Raw genomic sequence first — 21290 nt, forward strand, 5'->3', positions numbered from 1 at the left:
GCACGCCGGACACCAAGAAGGAGACACCTTGCAATGACCCGCCAAGATCCCGCGCCTGCCCCCTTGTTGTCCGGGGCGTTTTCCGGCTTCCGCCCGCTGGCGGATCGGCTGGCGGCGCTGGACTCGCGGCTTGAAGAACACGCGGCCTCTCAAAACGCGGCAATCGCAACCCGGGCGCGTCAGATGCGCCAGAAAATCCGTGAGTTTGAACCCAGCGTGACGATGATCGGCCAGGTCAAGGCAGGCAAGACCACCCTGGTCAACGCCATGACCGGGTGGCGTGACATGCTGCCTGCGGATGTGAACCCCTGGACCTCCGTAGTCACCGCGCTGCATCTGCAGACCGGCAAGACCCGGGCCACACGCAACGCCTCGTTCCGCTTCTTTACCGAAGACGAATGGACCCACCTGTTGCAACGCGGCGGGCGCATGGGCGAGCTGGCGCATCGGGCCGGCGCGGACGAGGAAGTGGACAAGGTGCGCGCGCAGCTTGAGGTCATGCGCGAGAAATCACGGGAACGGCTTGGCCGGCGGTTCGAACTGCTGCTCGGACAATCGCACGACTATGACAACTTCAACGCCGAACTGATCGAGCGTTATGTCTGTCTGGGCGACGACTTCTGGGAAAGTGACGAGATCAGCGATCAACGTGGCCGTTTTGCCGATATCACCCGCACCGCCGACCTGTGGTTCGCCCAGCCCGATCTTCCCCTGAACCTGTGCATTCGTGACACGCCCGGCGTCAACGACACGTTCATGATCCGCGAACAGATCACCATCAACGCCCTGCGGGGCAGCCGGCTTTGCGTGATGGTTCTGGCGGCGACACAGGCGCTCACGACGGTGGATCTCGCCCTGATCCGGATGATCTCCAACGTGGCGTCCCGTGACGTGATCATCTTCGTGAACCGCATCGACGAACTTGCCGATCCGGCGCGCGAGGTGCCGGAAATCCGGACCAGTATTCTTGATACCCTGCGCAAACATGGCGGGCCCGCCGAGGCAGAAATCATCTTTGGCTGCGGAGCATGGGCAAGCGAGGCCATCGCGGGCGGCATCGAAGGATTGGCGCAGCCCAGCGCCGAAGCACTTCTGAACTGGGCTGAACACCATTGCGCCGATCACAAACCATTTGAATCGCTGGAAGAGATGGTCTGGATGCTGTCCGGCCTACAGGCGCTCGGTCAGGCGATCGCAACCCGGATCGAAGCCGGAGCCGGGGCACAGTTGTTGCAAGAGCTGGAAACAGAAGCGGGCAACCTCGATCAGAGCCAGACTGTCGCCGAACACCTGCAGACAAAAACAGAAGGCGCGGCGCGCGGATGCACCATGACGCCCGACACGCTGGCCACCGCTTTTGATGCCGTGGAGCAAAGCGCGCGGCAGGCCCTGATTGCCGGTATCGAGCCCTTGCAACACGCCTTCATCGACAGGATTGATGCGTCCCGCAAAACCTTTGTTGCGCGCGCCACGGAGGCTGTGATCCGCCATCTCGAAATGTACGGCGAGCTTGAGGTCTACACCTATGACCCTTCCGGTCTGCGGGTGCTGCTGCGCTCTGGTTACCAGCGCCACGTGCGCGCCGTGGGCAAGCATGGGGTCGCCACCATGGCCGCCGCCGCCGCCGAGATTTCCGCGCTCTATGAGAAGGCTTTCGATCTTGGCGCTGTTCCGCCCGAAATGGACCCGCCGCCGCTGCCGCAAGCCGCGCCGCCGATTGTGCTGGGCCAAACCATCGCCTTGGACTTGCGAGGCACTTGGTGGTCACGCTTCTGGCGGCGGCGCAAGGGCTACGACGCCTGCGCCGATGATTTTGCGCGGCTGATCCATGACGAAACCCAGCCGATGCTGAACCGGCTGGTGAGTGAGAATGCGCAGCATTTCGAAGACGCGGTGATCGAGACGCTGGGTGATTATCTCGCCACGCACCGCAAGATCCTGCTTGGCATGGCAGAGGCGGCATCGGATGCGCCGACCCCTGCACCGCAGCGCCGTACCGCATCCGGTGTGGATTACAGATTGGAGGCCTCCTGATGACCGCAACCCCCACCACCCGCCGCCCGCGCATCGCCCTGATGGGCGAGTTCAGCGCAGGCAAGAGCACGCTGGCCAACCTGTTGCTGGGCCAGAGAGTTTCGCCGGTAAAAGTCACCGCAACCCAACTGCCACCTGTTTGGTACAGCTTTGGTCATGAGAGCATTCTGCGCGTGGACAATAGCGGCCAGACCAGCGCCATCGCGGCATCCGCGCTGAACGGCATATCGCATCATGACACGCAGGCTGTGCGGGTTTTGCTGGAGGCTGAAGTGCTGGAATTCTGCGACGTGATCGACATGCCCGGCACCTCTGATCCAAACATGCCGTCCGAGGTCTGGCAGCGGGTTCTGGACCGCGCGGATGGCGTGGTGTGGTGCACCCCCGCAACCCAGGCCTGGCGGCAATCCGAGGCCGCGCTTTGGGAGCAATTGCCCGCGCGCCTGCATGAAAACAGCCTGCTTCTGATCACCCGCATGGACGCGTTGAAATCTCAGACCGACCGCGATCGGGTAACCGCGCGGGTTCGGCGCGAAACCGAAGGGTTGTTCCGACACGCCCTGCCAATCTCGCTGACCGACGCCCTGTCTGATCCTGACAACCCGGACGTTCTGGAACAGAGCGGCGCGGATCGCTTTGTTGAAAACCTTGTGGAGCTTGTCGAGGCACTTGGCACGCCGCAGGCCGATGGCGGTGCCGCGCGGTTCGAGGCGATTGGCAAACCCGAGCCAGCCCCGGCCCCGGTGGCCCCCGCTCCGCCCCCCGTGGACGGCGTGGTGCCTCGGCGTGTGATCCCTAAGCGCGTTCGCCGCGCGCCGGTTTCAGCCCGGCCTTGACCAAAGGTTTCGAAACCGCTTCTTAACGCGTGCCGTGTCACACAGAGGTGTGTAACCCCAGAGGGCAAATGACGGCTACTTCACTCACGGCGTTCAGGCAAGCGCATGCCGGATGCGAAATGACGGTCCTTGCAGACATTTCCGCAGGGTCCGTTCTGGCGTGGGACGGCGCAGTCAAATGGCCACAGGAACACCTCGACGCGCTCTGCGCGCGCGCGAAAGCGGCGTTGAGCCTTGGAACCCCCAAACCACAGTCCGCCGTCCTGACCCAACCTTTCGGAACAGAGATTTTCGTGCGCGCCGAACAGGACGCGAGCGAGGTATTATGCAGCGTTTTTGCCCCCAAGGCGGCGCTGGACACGGTCATCGAGCAAAGCCGCATGTTATGCACCGCGATCCTGAGCCCGGAAAACGACCGGCGGGTTGGATCATGACCGGCACCGGCGTGCATAGCGCGCTTGCCCGCGCCGGGGCTTATGGCGTTGACGGGGTTCCGAAAATGTTGGTTCAGGGCGCAGATATCGCGCTGGCCTACGTCCACGCGCAGATTGGCGGCATCGTCCTGCCGCGCATTCTGACCGTGCGCCTCGACGGCAAGACGATCCTCAGTTGTTCTGTCAGCGGGCGCCGCCTTTTGTCCGTTGAGGCTGGGGGCAAGCACTGTGCCATCGCCGGAACAGAGGACAAGGCCGCGGCGCTGGACATGCTTCGCCAGGCAGTGACTCAGGCCTGTTCAACGCCAGGCGTTCTGACAGCGGACACCTGCCCGTTGCGCCCTGCCCCACCCGCCGGACAGGCCGGGATCAGCGCCGACGAGATTGCGCGAAGTCTGGCGCTTGCGCGATCTGATGCAGGCACTGACCGCCTGACCGCCTTTGTAGACAGTGCAGGCGATGCGATCCACGCCGCTGCCTGCCTTCGCGAAGACATGCTATTTCCGCTGAAAGGATCAGAGGACGCCATGGATCGGCTTGCGGATGTGGTGGATGCCTTGCTTGAAGATCTCGACTCGCTGCACGCATCTTTCGCTCCATCCCAGAACACCCCAAGTCTTCTGATGTTTGAACGCCCCCCGAAAGACTTCGGACTTTGTGCCGCTTTTGATGGCGCGCAGATTCTTCTGGCTGAAACCCAGCCCCGGTCAGAGGCGCACCTTGCACACGCATGGGGAGAGTTAACCGGGTAAATCCGAAGGACATGGCAAACAGGCCCCGCTTGACCGCGCTTGAATCGTCTCCATCTCTTGTGGACCGCCCACAAGCCGTGGCAAGAGAAACGCCAGGTACAGCGAAAGGAAGCCAACCCATGCCTCGTTTACGTTCCTTCACCACGACCCATGGCCGCAACATGGCCGGGGCCCGCGGATTGTGGCGTGCCACCGGGATGACGGACAGCGATTTCGGCAAACCCATTGTCGCCATCGTCAACAGCTTTACCCAATTCGTGCCCGGCCACGTACACCTCAAGGATCTCGGCCAGATGGTGGCCCGTGAGGTCGAGGCAGCGGGCGGCGTTGCCAAGGAATTCAACACCATCGCGGTGGATGACGGCATCGCCATGGGCCATGACGGCATGCTCTACTCGCTGCCTTCGCGCGAAGTGATCGCCGACAGCGTGGAATACATGGTCAACGCCCATTGCGCCGATGCCATGGTCTGTATCTCGAACTGTGACAAGATCACCCCGGGCATGCTGATGGCCGCCATGCGGCTGAACATCCCTGCGGTATTCGTCTCCGGCGGGCCGATGGAAGCGGGCAAGGTGATCTGGGACGACGAGGAAAAGGCGCTGGATCTGGTAGATGCCATGGTCGCCGCTGCGGACGATTCTTACACGGACGAACAGGTTCAGGCCATCGAAGAGGCCGCCTGCCCGACCTGCGGCTCCTGCTCCGGCATGTTCACCGCGAACTCGATGAACTGCCTGACCGAGGCGTTGGGCCTGTCCCTGCCCGGCAACGGCTCGACTTTGGCGACCCACGCGGACCGCAAACGCCTTTTCATCGAAGCGGGTCATCTGATCGTAGACATCGCGAAACGCTACTACGAACAGGACGATACGTCGGTCCTGCCGCGCAATGTGGCGAACTTCAAAGCCTTTGAGAACGCCATGTCGCTGGACATTGCCATGGGCGGATCCACCAACACGGTTCTGCACCTGCTCGCCGCAAGCCACGAAGGCGAGATCGGCTTCACGATGGAAGACATTGACCGGCTGAGCCGCAAGGTGCCCTGCCTGTGCAAGGTCGCCCCGGCGAAGAACGATGTGCATATGGAAGACGTGCACCGCGCAGGCGGCATCATGGGAATTCTGGGCGAGTTGGACCGCGCGGGCCTGCTCCATGGCGATCTGCCGACGGTTCACAGCCCTTCGATGAGCGATGCGCTCAAGCGTTGGGACGTGAAACTGACCGACTCCAATTCGGTGCACGAGTTTTATTCCGCAGCGCCCGGCGGCGTGCGGACCACCGAGGCTTTCAGCCAGGAGCGCCGCTATCCCGAGCTTGACCTCGACCGCGACGCGGGTGTGATCCGCAACAAGGAAAACGCGTTCAGCCAGGACGGCGGCCTCGCGGTGCTGTTCGGCAATATTGCCGAGCAGGGCTGTATCGTGAAAACCGCCGGTGTGGATGACAGCATCCTCAAGTTCACCGGAAAGGCTTATGTGGTCGAAAGCCAGGACGACGCGGTCAACGACATCCTGACCGGCAAAGTGCAGGCGGGAGATGTGGTTGTGATCCGCTACGAAGGACCGCGCGGCGGGCCGGGTATGCAGGAAATGCTCTACCCCACGTCCTACCTCAAGTCGAAAGGCCTCGGCGCGGCTTGCGCATTGCTCACCGACGGGCGGTTCTCCGGCGGGACATCGGGCCTCAGCATCGGCCACGTCTCGCCCGAAGCGGCAGAAGGTGGCGCGATTGGGCTCGTCGAACATGGCGATGTCATCGAGATCGACATTCCCAATCGGACAATCCACCTCGCCGTTGATAACGCCACCCTTGCGGAGCGTCGTGCGGTACAGGATGAGAAAGGTTGGCAGCCCGCCAAACCGCGCAAGCGCAAGGTTTCGACCGCGCTCAAAGCCTATGCCAAGCTGGCGACAAGTGCCGCGCAGGGCGCTGTCCGGCAGCTCTGACGCGGCTCAAACAGAAGCACTTCTGATCCGGCGCGGGACCCAAATGGGTTCCGCGCCTTTTCATTGAGCAGCGCAGCGATAAAGGATCAGATCCCGCCGCCAGTCCCGCCTGCGGCCGGAAGGCCCGGACCAAGCGCCGGATCGCCGTAGCCATTGGGGTCATAGGGGTCATACCAATCGCCGAAATCGTAATCCCCATACCCGTACTCCCCGTATTCCTCTTCGACCGAGGCATCCTGCGGGTATTCGGACTGGGTTTTGCGCTCCATATTGGAGGCGGCAGCCGGTCTGGGATAAGACGTCAGCATCGCCGTATCCTGAATTTCAAGGAAGCGGATCAACTGGCCCAGAGACGGATTGTTGCGCACGATGAAGGATTTGGCCTGGCGCATCGCACGCTGTTTGCGTGCAACGGGCACGTGATCGATGATCCGGCTGGTTTCCCAACGCGGCCCGCCCAGCCAGACGGCGGCAAACATCAGCTTGGCCACACCGGCATCGGTCCCGCCCACGACAAGCCCGTCGTAGAACATCTTGTGGACGTCTTGCCAGCGGGCCTGGTGGAACATGATGCCAGTCTCATTGCCGACCCCGCAATAGGCATCGTGCATAGCGGCGGCATTGATGAACTCGGGACTGGTCGGATCGCCCACAATCGAAATGAAGATGCGTGGAATGGAGGCGCCGTCGGTCAGCGTGCGGCGCGGCGCGAGCCATTTAGTGCCATCCGCGTCCACAAAATTCAGTTGGCTGGCTGTCGGAAAGAACTCATATGGGCGGCTGCCGATCCGCACCGGTTCCTGCAAAACCCGCAAAGGCGCCTGATCAAAGGCACAGCGCGCGCCGGAATACCCCTCGCAGCTGACAACAGGCGCATCAACGTTCTGTGCCTTTTGCAGGACGGCCAAGGGCGCACATCCGGTCAGAGCAACGGCGGCAAGCGCCGAGAAAACAGCCAATCTCTTCATGATAAATTCCGTACAAAAAGCCTTTTGCAGAGGTTTACCCGAGGCCGCGAAGCCCGATCAAGAGATTCGCGGTATTTCGATCCGCACAGTCCCTTTCCTGACGCAGATCAAGGCAGTTACATCCCGGATCTCCTATGTGTCGGGTCAGCCGTACACAGGAGGACATCATGCTGCGACTGGCCGGGATTCTCTATTCCATTATTTCCGCATCCCTTGCGGGCACGTTTATCATTGCCGTTCTGGTGATGGGCTATGGCACCTTGATGCCGATTCTCTGGGCGGCGGCGCTTGGCTTCATCGTCTCTCTGCCGGTAGCTTGGGTCGTTGCCAAGGCGATCTACAGCTGATCAAGCAGCCCTTTGGCGCAGGCTTCGATCACGTCGAGCGTGCCGTCAAAATCACGGGTGTAATACGGGTCCGGCACCTCCCGTGTGCCGGTCTCAGGCGCGTAATCGGTAAACAGCGTCAACGGCGCGCCGCCTTCGGGCCGTAGCGCCTGCAAATCCTTCAGATTGCTGCCGTCCATCGCCACGATCAAATCAAACCGCCCGAAATCCGCGGGACTAACTTGGCGCGCGCGTTGACCAGAGAGATCGTAGCCGCGTGCCTTGGCCGCCTGCTGCATCGGACCGTATGGTGCATCGCCCACATGCCAGGCACCGGTGGCGGCACTGTCGAGGGTCAGCTCTATCCCCCGTTTCGCCGCCATGTCACGCACCACGCCTTCGGCGCTTGGGGACCTGCAGATATTGCCCAGACAGACAAATAAGATACGCTTGCTCATACTGCCGGGGTAACCGGGCGGAGCACATGAGGCAAGGGGCGCTGATATGGACAAGATCGTCATTCTGACCGGCGCGGGGCTATCCGCAGAGAGCGGGCTTGGCACATTTCGAGACGAAGGCGGGCTCTGGGCACAGCACCGCATTGAAGACGTGGCCACACCGGAAGGCTTCGCGCGCGATCCCGCGCTGGTGCACCGCTTTTACAATGCGCGCCGTGCTCAGGCGCAGGAGGCGCAGCCGAACGCCGCTCACGAGGCTCTGGCGCGTCTGCAAAGTGACTTCGACGGCGAGGTGATCCTTGTCACGCAAAACGTGGATGGGCTGCACGAAAAGGCGGGTTCAAAGACAATCCACATGCACGGCGAATTGGCCCGCGCGCTCTGCTCTACCTGCGAGCACCGCTGGGATGCGGATTTGGAGATGGATGGAGACACCCGGTGCCCGGCCTGCGGGCAGACCACGGCACGCCCTGATGTCGTCTGGTTCGGCGAAATCCCCTATCATATGGACGAGATCGCAGATCATCTGGCCACCTGCACGCTTTTTGCAGCCATTGGCACCTCCGGGCAGGTCTACCCGGCGGCCGGATTTGTTCAGGAGGCACAGTATGCCGGGGCGGAGACGGTGGAACTGAACCTGAACGCCACCGACATCTCCCGCGCCTTTGCCACACATCACATCGGCCCTGCCAGCCAGATCGTGCCGGAGTGGGTCGACAGCCTTTTGGCATAAAAACGCCCGGCTCTGCGCAAGAGAGCCGGGCGGTCTCATCTTGTTCCGACGGGTTTAGTGGCCGTGGCTGTGATCATGCGCCATGCCGTGTTTGGCCTTGCGCTCCAGATCAACGGGGATCTCGATGACCTTCTCACCGGCCTTTTCGAAGACAAGCGTCACGGAAACGCTCTCCCCTTGCACCAGCGGCTTTGTGAGCCCCATGAACATGACGTGATCCCCGCCGCGGGCGAGCATATGGGTCTCCCCTGCGGGCAAGGCAAACCCCTCTTCGACGTGCATCATCTTCATCACGCCGTCGCCTTGGTCTTCATGCGTGTGCAGCTCCACCTTGGCCGCGAAATCCGCGCGCGCATCAATCAGCCGGTCCGCCTCTGCGCCGGTGTTCTCGATCATCATGAAGGCCGCGCCTGTCTTGGCACCGGGCATGGCAGAGCGGGCATAGGCATCCATGATCATGATGTCTGCGAAGGCCGGTGCGGCAAAAGTCAGAGAGGCGGCTGCGGCTGCGAGGCTTTTGTAAAACATGTGTATTCCTTCCTTAAGGGACCACAGGACGGGGCTCACGGCCGCCTTGCCCCTGTGGCATCAAAGTCTGTCATTCTGAGGGGAATTCAGAGAAAGGAAGGGGGTCCCCGCGCCTGCGAGGCTGGCGCATCGCGGCTCAGGCCAAGGACACTGCTCAGATCGCGTGGCTGGCGCAGCCAGAGGGTTTCGGGGTCGGCAGGGACGAAGCCGCTCCCCTCACCCGCAAACAGCGAGATCGCCACGTCCGGGCAGAGATGAACCGTGCCATCGGTCGGCTGACCATCCGCGTCAACCGAGACCGTGACAACGGTTTGACCGACACAGATCACCATGGAGCCAACAGCCGGCGCATGACCGCGCGCTGCCGCCACCTGTACCGAGGTAAAGGCTAGCAACATCGCAAGGGCAAAGCCGAACCATCTGCGAGGTGCGCATGTCATACGTGAGATGTAGGCTTCGAACCTCGCAAACAAAAGCCCTAAACGACGCGTCGTTTCGCCCCGTCGGCGATGTTTCGCAACCCGGGTCCCGACAAACGAAAACAGCCCCTGACCATCGGTCAGAGGCTGCAAATTCGTCGAGACGAAAAGGATCAGGCGGCGGCCTGTGCCTTTGCGATTTCTTTCTTGACCTTCAGGGCGCGGTCGGACAGCTCGGTGTCCTTCGCCTTGGCCAGAAACTTGTCGAGACCACCACGGTGATCAACCGAACGCAGCGCGTGCGCGGAGATGCGCAGCTTGATGCCGCGGCCCAGCGTTTCGGACTGCAGGGTCACATCGTTCAGGTTCGGCAGGAAGCGCCGCTTGGTCTTGTTGTTGGCGTGGCTGACATTGTTGCCAGTCATCGGGCCTTTACCAGTCAGTTCGCAAACACGCGACATAGGTCCATCCTCATCTTCGGGGCGCCTGCCGCCATATTTGCCGGTTACGCCAATATCAAAGGGCGCCACCTCGGCGCCCGGAATCTCGTTCGCTGGTCTTTAGGCAGATGAGTCTCCCCCGTCAAGGGCAATCCCGCCTCAGACCCGCTCACATCATCAGGTATTCGCGCATCAATTGATCCGCCGCCGCCGTGGCACTGACCGCGCCATTCTCGACCTGCCCCGCCAGCGTCGTCATCGCACCTTTCACCGGCTCGCGATTCAACCGCGAAAGCAGCGCCTCGCGAACTTCCGCCTCGAACCAATACCGCGCCTGCGCCGCACGGCGGGCGGCAAAATGCCCGTTCTCATGCCGCCAGTCGGACAGCGTGCGCATCTCCTCCCAGGCCTTCTCCAAACCATTCTCTTCAACGGCCGAAACGGTCAGCGCCTTGGGGAAATCTCGGGGATCCTGCGGACGTTTGCGCAAAAGCCGCAAAGCGCCGGCATAGTCGGCGCAGGTGCGGATTGCCGTTGTCTTCAGATCACCGTCAGCCTTGTTGATAAGCAGGATATCCGCCATCTCCATGATCCCGCGCTTGACCCCCTGCAACTCGTCGCCCCCGGCAGGCGCCAACAGAAGCAGGAACAGATCGGCCATCTCGGCCACCATGGTCTCGGACTGGCCAACGCCAACGGTCTCAATGAGAATAACGTCGAAACCCGCCGCCTCGCACAGATCAATCGCCTCACGGGTGCGCCGCGCCACCCCGCCAAGCTGGCTTTGCGACGGCGAAGGGCGGATAAACGCATTGGGATCACGGGCCAGCCGTTCCATCCGGGTCTTGTCACCCAGAATGGAGCCGCCAGAGCGCGCCGAACTCGGGTCCACCGCCAACACCGCAACTTTCAGTCCCTGCGCCGTCAGCATGCAACCAAACGATTCGATAAAGGTCGATTTGCCCACCCCCGGCGTACCGGAAAGCCCAACCCGCAGCGCCTCGCGCCCATGCCCGCGCAACCGTTGCAGCAATTCGCCCGCTTGAGCCCGGTGATCCTCACGGCCTGATTCAACCAAAGTGATCGCCCGCGCCAAGGCCCGGCGCTCCCCCGCCAGAAGGCGCTGTGTCATATCATCCATATCCATGGCGAATGTCTTCCCCCGCCGCGCCGCGAATGTCCAGAACCACGGCCGATGTTCGCGCAAACCTGGTCTTCTTTGGGCCGCCAAATACCTCGGGGGAGTCCAAAGGACGGGGGCCGCGCCCCCAACCTCTGCCCTTCCCAAACCCGCCGCGCTTGCTCATAAAGCGCCTCATGATCAAAGCCTTGCCTATAGATGCCGCCCTGCCGGACCTGATTGCCGCCCTGCGCGCCCATCATCGTGCGGTCCTGCAAGCCCCGCCCGGGGCAGGCAAGACAACGCGCGTGCCGCTTGCGATGCTGGAGGCTGGGCTGACCAGCGGCAAGATCGTCATGCTCGAACCACGGCGTCTCGCCGCCCGGGCTGCCGCGCAACGCATGGCCGAAACACTGGGCGAAGAGCCCGGGCAGACCGTTGGTTACCGCATCCGGGGTGAGAGCAGGATCGGCAAGTCCACGCGGATCGAAGTGGTCACCGAAGGCATCCTGACCCGAATGATCCAATCGGATGCGGAGTTGCCCGGCATCGGGGCGATCGTCTTTGACGAATTTCACGAACGCAGCCTGAATGCCGATCTCGGTCTGGCGCTCTGTCTCGAAATAACCGGGGCACTGCGCGACGATCTGATCCTGCTCGCCATGTCGGCCACGCTCGATGCGCAGCCTGTCGCCGATCTGATGGAGGCCCCCATCATCACCTCCGAGGGCCGCGCCTTTCCGGTGGAAACCCGTTGGCTTGATCGCCCTCTGCCCAAAACCGCCCGGTTCGATCAGGCGATGACAGATCTTGTCTGCTCCGCCTATGGCGAGACGACAGGCGGCTTGCTTGCCTTCCTGCCGGGCGAAGGCGAGATCCGGCGTGTTGAAGGATTGCTCAAGTCGCGTTTACCGAAGGACGCCGTGATCCGCCCGCTTTATGGCGCCATGCCTTTCGCCGAGCAGCGCGCCGCAATCCGCCCGGAAGCGTCGGGCCGCAAGGTCGTGCTGGCCACCGCCATTGCCGAAACGTCGCTCACCATCGAGGACATCCGCGTCGTCGTCGACGGCGGCAAGGCGCGGCGCGCGCGCTTTGATCCCGGCTCCGGAATGTCGCGCCTTGTAACGGAAAAAGTCACCAAGGCCGAGGCCACGCAGCGCGCAGGCCGCGCGGGCCGCGTGGCAGAAGGTGTGGCTTACAAACTTTGGGCAAAGGGTGAAGAAGGCGCTCTAAGTTCTTATCCCCCAGCAGAAATCGAAGCGGCGGACCTCTCCGGCTTGGCGTTGGAACTGGCTCAGTGGGGGGCTGATCCCTCAGAGCTTCCATTTCTCACAAAACCGCCCGTTGGTGCATTTGCAGAGGCTCAGGCGCTCTTGCAAATGCTGGGCGCGCTGGACGAAAAACACCGAATAACGGCCCATGGACGCGCTCTGGCGCGGCTTCCTCTCCATGCTCGCCTTGCTCATATGCTGCAAAAAGCCGGACCGGACGCGGCAAACTTGGCCAGCCTTTTGTCTGAACGCGATCCACTCACCAAAGCATCCACAGATTTGACGCTGCGCCTCGAAGCCATCCGTGATCTGCGCGCATTCTCAGAGCGCAGGCCGTATGTGGCCAACAAAAACATCATCCATCGCATTAAGGATGAGGCGAAACGTCTTAAAAAATCACTGAAATCTGCAAACGCCAATCTCAGCGCCCCGGAAATGGCCGCTTTGGCTTATCCTGACCGTATTGGATTGCGCCGAAAAGGCGATGCGCCGCGCTACCAGCTTTCGGGTGGCAAAGGGGCGTTGATGGACGAGGCAGACGGACTGGCGGGGGCGCGTCTGATCGTTGTCACCGACACCGACGGCAACCCGCGAGAAGCGAAAATCCGGCAGGCCATCGAGATCAACGAGAGCGCGCTCCGCGCCCTGTTCGCTGATCAAATCACCTGGGCCGACAGCGTCACATGGTCCAAACGCGAGCGCCGGGTTATCGCCCGCAGGCAGGAACGGCTCGGTGCGATTGCGCTTGATGATCGCATTTGGAAAGACGCCCCGGACGAGGCCTTGGCAGAAGCGATGCTGGACGGGGTCCGTGATCTGGGGCTGGTGCTCTCGGAAGCGGCCAAACGCTTTACCGCGCGGGTCGCACTGGCCCGCGAGGCCGGGCAAGACTTGCCGGAAATGACGCCTGAGGCGCTGATGGAGCGGCTCGAGGATTGGCTTCTGCCCTACCTCAACGGTGTGAAAACCGCCGCCGATTGGAAGAAATATGACCTGTTGCCAGCGCTGCGCGCCATGCTCGACTGGGGGCAGATGCAGGCCCTCGATAGCGCGATCCCGGCGCATTTCAGCACCCCTCTGGGCCGCCAGATTCCCATCGACTACTCCGGGGATCACCCGGAAATCGCGCTCCGTCTTCAGGAGCTCTTCGGGCAGCGCACGCATCCGATGGTCGGGAAGACCCCGCTCAAGGTGACGTTGCTCTCTCCCGCACAACGCCCGGTGCAGACCACAATGGATCTGCCCGGTTTCTGGGATGGTTCTTATGCGGATGTGCGCAAGGACATGCGCGCGCGCTACCCCCGCCACCCCTGGCCGGAAGACCCGCGCGAAGCGGACCCGACGTTGCGCGCGAAACCTCGGGGGACCTGAGTCAGGTCCACCAGGGCCCGTGGAAATCGCCTTCCTGATCGGTCCGTTCAAAACCGTGTCGACCAAAGAAATCGCGCTGCGCCTGAATGAGCGACGCGGTGCCGCGCCCTTGCCGCATCACGTCCCAAAAAGTCAGCGCCGCCGAGAGCACCGGCGTGGCATAGCCTGCCTGCCCGGCCCGCGTCACCACCTCGCGCAGCGCCGGAATGCCTTCCATCAACACCCCGCCAAAGCGCGGCGCGAGGAACAGCTGCCCCTCTGGAGGGCCATCCGCGAAGGCTCCGGCGATGTCATCAAGCAAACGCGCCCGGATGATGCAGCCTGCGCGCCAGATCTCGGCAATGCGTTTGGGATCGAGGTTCCAGGCGTACTCTTCCGAGGCCGCTGCGAGGATTCGAAACCCTTGGGCGTATTCGAGCACCCGCGCCGCCAGCATGGCCCGCTCCAGAAGCCCTACATCGAGATCCAGGTCAGCCCGATCCGCGCCGAAGGTCTCCTCTGCCATACCGCGCAGCGGCTTTTCCGCAGACCAGGCGCGCGCGGCGACGGCGGCTTCGATCATCGTGGCGCTCTGGCCAAGTTTGACCGCTTCGATCACTGTCCAGCGCCCGGTGCCTTTTTGCCCTGCCCGGTCCATGATCAGATCAATAAACGGCAGGTTCGTGGGCGCGTCGGCGTAGGAGAGCACCTCGCCGCTGATCTCCATCAGATAGCTCTCGAGCCGCCCTTCGTTCCAGCTTTTTAAGATGCCCGACACCTCCCGCACATCGCGGCCCGCGCCGAACCGCAGGAGGTCATAAACCTCTGCGATCATTTGCATATCCGCGTACTCAATGCCGTTGTGCACGGTTTTAACGAAATGCCCGGCACCGTCGGGACCGCAGCGGTCCACGCAAGGATCGCCCTCATGGGTCGCAGCGATGCGCGTCAGGATCTGCTTCAGCCCCGACCAGCTCGCCTCCGAGCCACCCATCATCATGGACGGGCCATTGCGCGCGCCCTCCTCGCCGCCAGACACGCCCAGCCCGACAAAGTGCAGGTCATGCTGTGCGAGCCGTTCAGATCGGCGACGGGTAGAATGAAAATCCGCATTTCCCGCGTCAATGACCGTGTCGCCGGGGGCAAGCTGAGGGATCACGTCGTCGAGAAAGGAGTCCATCGGCGCGGTTGAGGGGATCATCGCAACCAGCAAACGCGGTTGCGGCAGAGCGGAAATCAGACCTTCAAGGTTCTGATGTCCCACGATCTTTTCCGCCAAAGGCCCGGCACCCTCCATGAAGCGCAGCACGGCGGAGGCGGTCCGGTTCGCCACATGCACCTGAATGCCATTGTCGGCCATATTGAGCGACAGCGCCGCGCCCATGGTGCCAAGGCCGTAAAGGCCAATCGTCGGATGCGTCATGGTGTTCGCCTTTCCTGCCGCGTTGTTAGGGGTAACATGGGCCTTCACGGCGGCAAAGGCAAACGGGCTTAGCCGAGCCTTAAGACCTCTCCACTACGATGAAAAATTATCTCAAAACGCGAAGAGGCCTGTCATGTCCGTCTCGACTGACCCGAAAGACATCGAAAACTCCCGTTTCGCCATCGCGCCTTATCAATACCGCAGCCAGCTCGCGCATCGCCGGTTTTCACCCCATCTAGGGCTGCCGCTGGCATGGGGCACAGTGCTGATCGCGGTGCCGCTGTTCTGGCTGACCGCGATCGCCTGGTTCACGCGTATGGTTTTCTGAGAGCGGACTTTAGCCGCCGACGCACCAGCGCATGATGGCTTTTTGCGCGTGCAGACGGTTCTCTGCCTCGTCCCAGATCACCGACTGCGGGCCGTCCATGACCTCCGAGGTCACTTCTTCGCCCCGGTGTGCGGGCAAGCAGTGCATGAAGAGCGCCTGTTCCCCTGCCGCTTCCATCAACTTTTCGTTCACCTGGAAAGGGCGGAGCATGTTGTGCCGCCGCTCGCGCGCGCTTTGCGCGTCATGCATGGAGACCCAAGTGTCGGCGACCACGATATCGGCCCCTTCGACGGCTTTGAACGGATCGCGTTCGATGGTGACGGTGCTGCCCTTGTTGCGGGCAAAGCCGACAAATTCCATTTCCGGATCAAGCTGCACGGGGCCGGTGAAAGTCAGGTCAAAGCCGAACTGCCCGGCTGCATGGAGGAAACTGGCGCAGACATTGTTGCCATCGCCGCACCAGACCACCTTCTTGCCTTCGATCGGGCCGCGATGCTCTTCGTAAGTCAGGATATCAGCCATGATCTGGCACGGATGGGTGCGGTCCGTCAGGCCGTTGATGACCGGAACAGAGGCAAATTCGGCCATCTCTTCGAGCACGCTCTCATCGAAGGTGCGGATCATGATCATGTCGACATACCGGCTGAGAACGCGGGCTGTATCGGCGATGGTCTCACCATGGCCAAGCTGCATGTCGTTGCCGGAGAGCACCATGGTCTGCCCGCCCATCTGCCGCACGCCCACGTCGAAGGAGACGCGCGTCCGGGTTGAGGGCTTTTCGAAGATCAGGGCGACCATGCGGTCCTTGAGCGGCAGATCATCGTCAAGCGCCGCCTTGGGGCGGCCATTGCGCGCGCCTTTGATAGATTTGGCGCTGTCGATGATCTCCCGCAGGGCGGTCGTTTCGGTTTTGTGGATATCAAGAAAGTGGTTCATATCGTTTTTCTTTTTGTTCGAGCCGGGGATTGGGGCGCTGCCCCGCCGCAGCAAGCTGCGACTCCCCGGGATATTTTTGGCACAAAGAAACGCTCAGGCGCTCTCAAGGGCGGTTGCTGCCCTGTCGAGACGGTTTATTGCCTCTGCGATTTCCTCTTCGGTGATGTTCAGGGGCGGCAGCAGGCGAACGATGTTGTCTGCCGCCGGGACGGTGATGACGGCGGCCTCATAGCCGGCTTTGACCACGTCGGAGGGCGCGATCTTGCAGCGGATGCCGAGCATGAGGCCGGTACCGCGCACGCCTTCGAAGACATCCGGATGAGCAGCGACCAACCCTTCAAGCTTTTGACGCAAAAGGCCGGCGCGCGCGTTGACAGCGTCGAGGAAGGCAGGGTCGGAGACCACGTTGAGCAGCGCCAACCCCACCGCGCAGCCAAGCGGGTTGCCGCCATAGGTGGAGCCATGCGTGCCAAGCGTCATGCCAGAAGCGGCCTCTTCGGTGGCGAGCACCGCGCCCAGAGGGAAACCCCCGCCAATGCCCTTGGCGACCATCATAATGTCCGGGGTCACCCCAGCCCATTCATGGGCAAAGAGTTTGCCGGTCCGGCCCACGCCGCATTGCACCTCGTCGAGGATCAGCAGCACGCCCTTTTCATCGCAAAGGTCGCGAAGACCTTTCAGGCACTGATCCGGCAACGGTCGAATGCCGCCCTCGCCTTGCAACGGTTCGATCAGGATCGCGGCGGTCTTCTCGGTGATGGCCGCGTTCAGAGCATCGTGATCCCCCCACGGCAGGTGCACGAAGCCTTCAAGCAAAGGGCCAAACCCTTTGACCATTTTCTCGGCCCCGGAGGCCGCGATGGCGGCGGATGAGCGGCCATGGAAGCAGCCCTCGAAGGTGAGGATCTCGATCTTTTCGGGATGGCCTTTCTCATACCAGTACTTGCGCGCCATTTTCACGGCAAGCTCGCAGGATTCGGTGCCGGAGTTGGTGAAAAACACCGTATCGGCAAAGCTTTCATCCACCAGTTTGGTGGCCAAAGCCTCCTGCTGCGGGATTTCGTAGAGGTTTGACAGGTGCCAGATCTTGCCCGCCTGTTCCGTAAGGGCCGAGACCAGCTCAGGCGCCGCATGGCCGAGCGCGTTCACCGCGATGCCGCTGCCCAGGTCAAGGAAACGTCGCCCGTTCTCATCGGTCAGCCAGGTGCCTTCGCCGTGAGTAAAATGCAGCGGCGCACGCGCATAGGTCGGCAGAACGGGAGAGATCATGTCACGGTCCTCGTGTGATAGGAAGCCTTTGGGTGCCAAGGCACTTGGGGCCTGTCAAGGTTTTAAGGGGGTTGGGATGCAAAAGCGGAGCCTCGTGCGCGGGCGGCACAGGCTTGGAGAGGAGCGTCAGGCTCGTCGGATTCTGCTCTTGGTCATCATGGGCGGCTGTTTACGGCATCGCCGGCAGAACACAAGCCCTTTTCTCTGAGCCGTGTTCCGAAGTCGAACCGGCCGATGCTGTTTCCTCAAAATGCAAGCACGGTCAGAGAAGCCATTGGTACCGTCCGATTGATCTGTTTTGGGAATGCCAGGATCGGTTCCAACACCTTTCCAGCTATCTACTTTAAGTTGCAGAATCGCAAAACATCCGAAACTCTGAGCGTACAAACTCAGACAAGCGTTTCGGATTTTGGGTGCGGCGGTCGATAGGCCCACCCGCTCGTCAATCGCGGGTGATCGTCTGGGTTTTCACTCAAAACTGGAGAGTTACATGACGTTTCGAACTGCATTTCTGGCACTTGTTTCCGCGCTACTTCTGGGAACTTCGGCAAGCGCCGCCACCGTTTCGCTCTATACAACCTCTACTGGCGCATCGAATCCCCCTCTTTTGAACCAATCTACTTATATCAATGGAGATTTTCTGGTTCAGCGGTGCTGCGGGGACGCGACCATCAACAATGCCACCGAAGAATACGTGCGTTGGAGCATGGATGTGAGCAGTCAGTTCACCGGGACTGTGACCTCGATCAACTCCGCGACCTTGCAACTGCAGTTCAGGACTGGCGGCGATACACCTTGGGACGATGAGTTCAGCTTGTCCAATGGCATGATCAACCAAATCAGGACTCCATTTGGCTTCACGAACACATTCACCAACTACAACCGTTCGTTGAACCTTGTCTCCTTGTTTGGCGAAGCGTTTTTGGTCGACCTGTTGAATGGAAATCCTGTACTTACGTTCCGGACCTCCAATGACAGCTACTCTTATGGGGCGCAGCTGTCGATTTCCGCAGAGGTCGCTGCGCCCGTTCCGCTGCCTGCCTCCGCGCTTCTGCTCGTTTTCGGCCTGTTTGGGCTTTTTGTCCTGCGGCGGCGCGGCACAGCTTGAGCCAAACGGCCTTCTTTGCGGGCGGCCGACGGGTGGCCCGCAATCATCTTCCATTGCGAGCCGGTCTTAGGCTCGCTAGCGTCGGGCCATGAAAGCGCCCCTGATCGACAACCTGCAATACTGCAACTTCTCCGAGACCGTCTTTCGCCAACTGCGAGCGGGCGGCGTGGATGCGATCCATGTGACCATCGCCTACCACGAGAGTTTCCGGGAAACCGTACTCAATCTCGAACAGTGGAACCGTTGGTTCGAACAATTCCCGGATCTCATCATGCGCGGCACCGAGGCTCGGCATGTGCGCGAGGCGCAGGAGAGCGGGCGGACGGCGGTTTTCTTTGGTGCGCAGAACCCGAGCCCGATGGAGGATGACATCGGGCTCATAGAAATCCTGCACCAGCTAGGGCTGCGCTTCATGCAGTTGACCTACAACAATCAATCTCTGCTCGCGACGGGGTGTTACGAAAATGAGGACACCGGGCTGACCCGTATGGGGCGGCAAGTGGTGACCGAGATGAACCGCGTTGGGCTGGTAGTGGACATGAGCCATTCGGGCGAACGCTCGACCCTGGAGGCGATTGAGCATTCCACGCGCCCCATCGCCATCACCCATGCCAATCCCCATTGGTGGCACGCCGCCTTGCGCAACAAGTCCGATACCGTCTTGAAGGCTCTGACCGGGTCCGGCGGCATGCTGGGGTTTTCGCTTTATCCGCATCATCTTGCGGGCGGGACGGGCTGCACGCTCGAAGGGTTCTGCGAGATGATTGCCGAGGCTGCGGAGCGCTATGGCGCGGAAAATCTAGGTATGGGAAGCGATCTTTGCCAAGGCCAGCCGGACAGCGTGGTGACATGGATGCGCGTGGGACGCTGGTCCAAGGAAATGGACTATGGAGAAGGCTCCGCGGCTGCGCCGGGCTTTCCCGATATGCCAAACTGGTTTCAGGACAATCGGGACTGGGACACCATTCGCGGCGGCCTGCGTGCGGTCGGCCTGAACTCTGAAGAGATCGACGGGATCATGGGCGGCAACTGGCTGCGGTTTTACGAAGAAAGCTTCGGGCCTGCGTAAAGCCGGGTTGCAACCCTGGACGATGTAAAGATAGAAAACCTTTGTTGCGCCGATTTGAGCTTCAGCTTGCGGGCGCGTGAATAAATGCAGCTAAAGCGGAGAAAGGGCACGCTTTCTCCCGTCAGACAGGCCACATGGGCCAAAGGAGAAAACGATGCGAGATCTCGTCGCCGTTCGCGATTGTGCGAAGACCAAAACCCCGTCCGTCCCCGTCGATCAGATTGTCGAAGCGCGGCGCGCCTTTTCCACGTTGCCTTTGTCGTTCGAGATTTTGCTGGATGCTGATGAGGCATGGCAGGCCTTGGAGTTCTGCTCGAAACTGGCCAGGTCAGAGTTTGGTCTTGCCCATGTGACGTACCGGGACGGCAGCGCGGTGTTCCTGCGGCTGCTCGACAATCCTGTGGCCCCCGCACAAGAGCTGGGCGCGCTGTTCGCCGCCAACCCGCAGGTCTCGCTTCTACGCTGGACCAACGTGATCGGCGGCAATTCCTGAGGCACAGGACGCGCCTCAGGTCCAGTCCATGACCACCTTCCCGGCCTCGCCAGAGAGCATCGCGGCAAAGCCGGTCTCGAAGTCGTCGATGGCGATGTGGTGCGTAATGAGCTCCGACAGGTCGAGACCGGACTGCACAAGGGCGATCATCTTGTACCAGGTCTCGAACATCTCGCGTCCATAGATGCCTTTGACGGTCAGCATCTTGAAGATGATCTCGTTCCAGTCGACGGCAAATTCCGTTGGTGCGATCCCCAGCAAGGCAATCTTCCCGCCGTTGTTCATGCGGTTGATCATTTGCCGCATGGCCGCAGAGGCCCCGGACATTTCAAGCCCGACATCGAAACCTTCGGTCATGCCGATGTCGCCCATCACGTCGCGCAGCGGCTTGTTGCTGACATCGACCACGTGTTGCACACCCATCCGGCGGGCAAGCCTCAGCCTGTAGGGCGCAATATCGGTGATCACCACCTTGCGCGCGCCCACCTTCTGCGCCACGAGCGCGCCCATGATGCCGATCGGGCCTGCGCCCGTCACCAGAACGTCCTCACCCACCAGATCAAAGCTCAGCGCTGTGTGAACCGCGTTCCCGAACGGGTCAAAAATCGCCGCGATTTCATCAGGGACGTCATCCGGGATGGGCACGACGTTGCTTTCGGGAATGCAGACATATTCTGCAAAAGAGCCCGGGCGGTTGACCCCGACCCCAAGCGTGTTCCGGCACAGATGCCCGCGCCCGGCCCGGCAATTGCGGCAGGTGCCACAAACCACGTGGCCTTCGCCGGAAACCCGCTGGCCAATGCTGTATTTGATGGCGGCGCGGCCGCAATCAACGATCTCGCCGCAGAACTCATGGCCCACGACCATCGGGACAGGCACGGTTTTGGCGGACCATTCATCCCATTTCCAGATATGCACATCCGTTCCGCAGATCGCGGACTTGCGGACCTTGATCAGCACTTCGTCGGGGCCCGGCTCCGGGACCGGAACGGTTTCCATCCAAAGCCCCGCCTCTGGCTTTGCCTTTACCAGCGCGCGCATTTCGT

At 61.6% G+C, this 21290-nt stretch carries 22 protein-coding genes; 12 read left to right on the forward strand and 10 right to left on the reverse strand.

The genetic code is table 11. The features are described 5' to 3' along the window. Nucleotides 1–33 precede the first annotated feature (33 nt). The 5 genes from E4662_RS06805 (at nucleotide 34) to ilvD (ending at nucleotide 6005) form a co-directional block, all read left to right on the forward strand. Nucleotides 34–2034: a dynamin family protein gene (locus tag E4662_RS06805; RefSeq protein ID WP_136440787.1), complete on the forward strand. Its 2001-nt coding sequence runs from the start codon at nucleotides 34–36 to the stop codon at nucleotides 2032–2034. Next, a complete protein-coding gene (locus E4662_RS06810; protein ID WP_136440788.1) occupies nucleotides 2034–2870 on the forward strand; it encodes a dynamin family protein in 837 nt (278 codons plus the stop codon). Before E4662_RS06805 ends, E4662_RS06810 begins: the two co-directional genes overlap by 1 nt. 119 nt (nucleotides 2871–2989) lie before the next feature. Then, nucleotides 2990–3304: a hypothetical protein gene (locus E4662_RS06815; protein ID WP_136440789.1), complete on the forward strand. Its 315-nt coding sequence runs from the start codon at nucleotides 2990–2992 to the stop codon at nucleotides 3302–3304. Further along, nucleotides 3301–4056, forward strand: a complete 756-nt coding sequence (locus tag E4662_RS06820; RefSeq protein ID WP_136440790.1) for a hypothetical protein — start codon at nucleotides 3301–3303, stop codon at nucleotides 4054–4056. The genes E4662_RS06815 and E4662_RS06820 overlap by 4 nt, the downstream gene beginning before the upstream one ends. Before the next feature lie 119 nt (nucleotides 4057–4175). Then, complete coding sequence (gene ilvD, locus E4662_RS06825; protein ID WP_136440791.1) at nucleotides 4176–6005, forward strand: dihydroxy-acid dehydratase; 1830 nt, start codon at nucleotides 4176–4178, stop codon at nucleotides 6003–6005. Between the two features lie 86 nt (nucleotides 6006–6091). Here the strand turns inward: ilvD and E4662_RS06830 are convergent, their stop codons facing one another. Next, on the reverse strand, nucleotides 6092–6973 hold the full coding sequence (locus E4662_RS06830) for a DUF1353 domain-containing protein (RefSeq protein WP_136440792.1): 882 nt from the start codon (nucleotides 6971–6973) through the stop codon (nucleotides 6092–6094). Between the two features lie 167 nt (nucleotides 6974–7140). Here E4662_RS06830 and E4662_RS06835 point away from each other — a divergent pair, with 167 nt between their 5' ends. Then, entirely contained in the window at nucleotides 7141–7320 is a 180-nt protein-coding gene (locus tag E4662_RS06835) for a CTP synthetase (protein WP_136440793.1), read from the forward strand. Here the strand turns inward: E4662_RS06835 and E4662_RS06840 are convergent. Then, the gene (locus E4662_RS06840) at nucleotides 7311–7757 is read right to left on the reverse strand and encodes a low molecular weight protein-tyrosine-phosphatase (RefSeq protein WP_136440794.1); all 447 of its coding nucleotides are present in this window, start codon (nucleotides 7755–7757) and stop codon (nucleotides 7311–7313) included. The genes E4662_RS06835 and E4662_RS06840 overlap by 10 nt on opposite strands. A gap of 46 nt (nucleotides 7758–7803) precedes the next feature. On the opposite strand from E4662_RS06840, the gene E4662_RS06845 reads away from it, so the two are divergent. Next, a complete protein-coding gene (locus tag E4662_RS06845) occupies nucleotides 7804–8490 on the forward strand; it encodes an NAD-dependent deacylase (protein WP_136440795.1) in 687 nt (228 codons plus the stop codon). A 54-nt stretch (nucleotides 8491–8544) separates the two neighbouring features. Here E4662_RS06845 and E4662_RS06850 read toward each other — a convergent pair whose 3' ends face one another. The 4 genes from E4662_RS06850 to meaB form a co-directional block, all read right to left on the reverse strand. Beyond that, a complete protein-coding gene (locus E4662_RS06850; RefSeq protein ID WP_136440796.1) occupies nucleotides 8545–9018 on the reverse strand; it encodes a copper chaperone PCu(A)C in 474 nt (157 codons plus the stop codon). Nucleotides 9019–9104: 86 nt separating this feature from the next. Continuing rightward, on the reverse strand, nucleotides 9105–9458 hold the full coding sequence (locus E4662_RS06855) for a hypothetical protein (protein WP_136440797.1): 354 nt from the start codon (nucleotides 9456–9458) through the stop codon (nucleotides 9105–9107). A gap of 152 nt (nucleotides 9459–9610) precedes the next feature. Next, on the reverse strand, nucleotides 9611–9898 hold the full coding sequence (gene rpmB, locus E4662_RS06860) for a 50S ribosomal protein L28 (protein ID WP_136440798.1): 288 nt from the start codon (nucleotides 9896–9898) through the stop codon (nucleotides 9611–9613). A 148-nt stretch (nucleotides 9899–10046) separates the two neighbouring features. Beyond that, complete coding sequence (gene meaB / locus E4662_RS06865) at nucleotides 10047–11024, reverse strand: methylmalonyl Co-A mutase-associated GTPase MeaB (protein WP_136440799.1); 978 nt, start codon at nucleotides 11022–11024, stop codon at nucleotides 10047–10049. Between the two features lie 170 nt (nucleotides 11025–11194). Between meaB and hrpB the strand changes: the two genes are divergently transcribed. Beyond that, nucleotides 11195–13639 carry an ATP-dependent helicase HrpB gene (gene hrpB / locus E4662_RS06870; RefSeq protein WP_136440800.1) on the forward strand — a complete coding sequence of 815 codons (2445 nt, stop codon included), beginning with the start codon at nucleotides 11195–11197 and terminating at the stop codon, nucleotides 13637–13639. Between the two features lies 1 nt (nucleotide 13640). On the opposite strand, the gene gndA is transcribed toward hrpB, so the two are convergent. Continuing rightward, complete coding sequence (gene gndA, locus E4662_RS06875) at nucleotides 13641–15041, reverse strand: NADP-dependent phosphogluconate dehydrogenase (protein WP_136440801.1); 1401 nt, start codon at nucleotides 15039–15041, stop codon at nucleotides 13641–13643. A gap of 133 nt (nucleotides 15042–15174) precedes the next feature. On the opposite strand from gndA, the gene E4662_RS06880 reads away from it, so the two are divergent. Next, nucleotides 15175–15369 (forward strand): hypothetical protein, encoded by a 195-nt coding sequence (locus E4662_RS06880; RefSeq protein ID WP_136440802.1) that lies wholly within the window; start codon nucleotides 15175–15177, stop codon nucleotides 15367–15369. Nucleotides 15370–15378: 9 nt separating this feature from the next. Here the strand turns inward: E4662_RS06880 and argF are convergent, their stop codons facing one another. Continuing rightward, complete coding sequence (argF, locus tag E4662_RS06885) at nucleotides 15379–16305, reverse strand: ornithine carbamoyltransferase (protein WP_136440803.1); 927 nt, start codon at nucleotides 16303–16305, stop codon at nucleotides 15379–15381. A 93-nt stretch (nucleotides 16306–16398) separates the two neighbouring features. After that, nucleotides 16399–17574 carry an aspartate aminotransferase family protein gene (locus E4662_RS06890; protein WP_136440804.1) on the reverse strand — a complete coding sequence of 392 codons (1176 nt, stop codon included), beginning with the start codon at nucleotides 17572–17574 and terminating at the stop codon, nucleotides 16399–16401. Between the two features lie 490 nt (nucleotides 17575–18064). On the opposite strand from E4662_RS06890, the gene E4662_RS06895 reads away from it, so the two are divergent. The 3 genes from E4662_RS06895 (at nucleotide 18065) to E4662_RS06905 (ending at nucleotide 20244) form a co-directional block, all read left to right on the forward strand. Then, entirely contained in the window at nucleotides 18065–18682 is a 618-nt protein-coding gene (locus E4662_RS06895; protein WP_136440805.1) for a hypothetical protein, read from the forward strand. An 88-nt stretch (nucleotides 18683–18770) separates the two neighbouring features. Next, nucleotides 18771–19751: a membrane dipeptidase gene (locus tag E4662_RS06900; RefSeq protein ID WP_136440806.1), complete on the forward strand. Its 981-nt coding sequence runs from the start codon at nucleotides 18771–18773 to the stop codon at nucleotides 19749–19751. A gap of 154 nt (nucleotides 19752–19905) precedes the next feature. Continuing rightward, nucleotides 19906–20244 carry a hypothetical protein gene (locus E4662_RS06905; RefSeq protein ID WP_136440807.1) on the forward strand — a complete coding sequence of 113 codons (339 nt, stop codon included), beginning with the start codon at nucleotides 19906–19908 and terminating at the stop codon, nucleotides 20242–20244. A 15-nt stretch (nucleotides 20245–20259) separates the two neighbouring features. On the opposite strand, the gene tdh is transcribed toward E4662_RS06905, so the two are convergent. After that, nucleotides 20260–21285: an L-threonine 3-dehydrogenase gene (gene tdh / locus E4662_RS06910; RefSeq protein WP_206080275.1), complete on the reverse strand. Its 1026-nt coding sequence runs from the start codon at nucleotides 21283–21285 to the stop codon at nucleotides 20260–20262. Nucleotides 21286–21290: the final 5 nt, after the last annotated feature.

The sequence above is a fragment of the Pacificoceanicola onchidii genome (genome assembly GCF_004804335.1).
In the GTDB taxonomy this organism is placed as follows: domain Bacteria; phylum Pseudomonadota; class Alphaproteobacteria; order Rhodobacterales; family Rhodobacteraceae; genus Pacificoceanicola; species Pacificoceanicola onchidii.